The 1,480-nt window shown below is 64.2% G+C and carries 1 protein-coding gene; it reads right to left on the reverse strand.

Translation table 11 applies throughout. From position 1 onward, the window contains the following. A partial coding sequence (locus AC04L7_RS18570) for a DotA/TraY family protein (RefSeq protein ID WP_475513682.1) occupies positions 1-1,401 on the reverse strand: 1,401 nt, incomplete at its 3' end. Between the last annotated feature and the right edge of the window lie 79 nt (positions 1,402-1,480).

The following is a 1,480-nucleotide window of genomic DNA, read 5'->3' on the forward strand; positions in this document are numbered from 1 at the left end:
GTTCTGGGTGATCATCTCGATGCCGATCAGCGAGGGCTGGGACAGGCACTTGCGGATGTCCTCCCACGTCGACGGCAGCGGGTCGGAGCATGCGTTGACGTCCAAACGCAGTTCATCCTTGTAGGCCGCATGCGTGGCGTGCGAGCGTTCCTTCAGGAACTCTTCGGTCACCGCCATGGCATCGGCGTAGCCCACCAGCGTGTCGGCCGATTCCTTCTCGCTGATGTCGGAGGCCTTGGAGGTAGGCAGCGAGTTGACCGACAGCTGCACGGCGTCATTGAGCGAGATGATGTGGTTGTAGTACGCGCCGGCGTTCACCCAGCCGCCGGTCTTGGCGTACTCGACGAACGCGTTCTTGCTGGCGGTATTGGCATTGGTCACCGCCGTGCGCGAGGCGGCACGGATGCGATTCTCGTACTGGTAGGCCGCCTGCATGATGGCGTCGCTATTGGGCTTGTTGCCGTCCACGATCTGCTTGGCGATCGGCGACATGGCGGCGATGACTTCCTTCACCGCGGCGCTGTGTGCGCTATGGATGCTCTTGACGTCCAGGTAGCGCGCATTGCCCTTCTGCGACTCCGGGCTCTCTTCCCAGGTAATGCTGCCGCAGACGTCCGGTCGCATGTAACTGCCATCGGTGGCCGACCAGGAGTAGGTCACCGTGGGGATCGACATCGGGGCGTAGTTGATACCGAACGCCGCCGGCGTCGTGCTGCCCATGCCCGAGTCGATGCGATCGGTGGGGACCATGGAGGTGATGGCGCYGCGGGTTTCCTTGACGACGATGCGATCGCTGCGTTCAGCCTCGGCATACTGCTTGTTCATCGCCTGGCGGCAGACCTCGAACCGCAGGATGTTGGCCACCAGCGGCCGCGCGTTCGGGATGTTGGCGTGATTGATCATGCCGGTCTGGTCGACGCGGTCCAGCATGGCTGTCCACGCGCGGTCACCGATGCCCACGCCTTGCACAGCAAGCCACATCACCAGGATCTGGATCAGACTGAAGCCACCGGCAAGGGGCAGCAGCAGGGCACTACCGCCCACGGTGCGCAGCGGCACCCAGATCGAGCTCATCTTCCTGCCCAGAAACTCGCCATCGTGGGCGGTGTTCACCACGGCCATGATCGTGCTGTAGGCCACGAAGATCATGCCCAGGAACAGCACCGCGGTGTTGAACACCTCGAAGCCTGCGCCGATGACGGTACCGTTGGAGCCGAGGTCTGCCGCTCCGTTGCCCACCACGAAGTCCACGACGTTGCCGAAGACCTCTCGCAGGATGCTGAGCGAGGAATCGTCCGCCGGCGGGCTCCAGAAGCGCGGGTCCTGCTGTTGCTGCTGGGCGCTGGCCGTGGCGCTGGCCGCGACCAGGGTAAACAGGGTCATCAGGCGGGTGGGCCGCATGGTCAATTCCTTGGCGCGTCGGGCGCCTGCGAGGGCGGAGGCAGGCTGTTCAGGGTGGGAGCCTGTTCAACTTCGGACA

The sequence above is a fragment of the Pseudoxanthomonas sp. LjRoot204_2 genome (assembly GCF_056175765.1).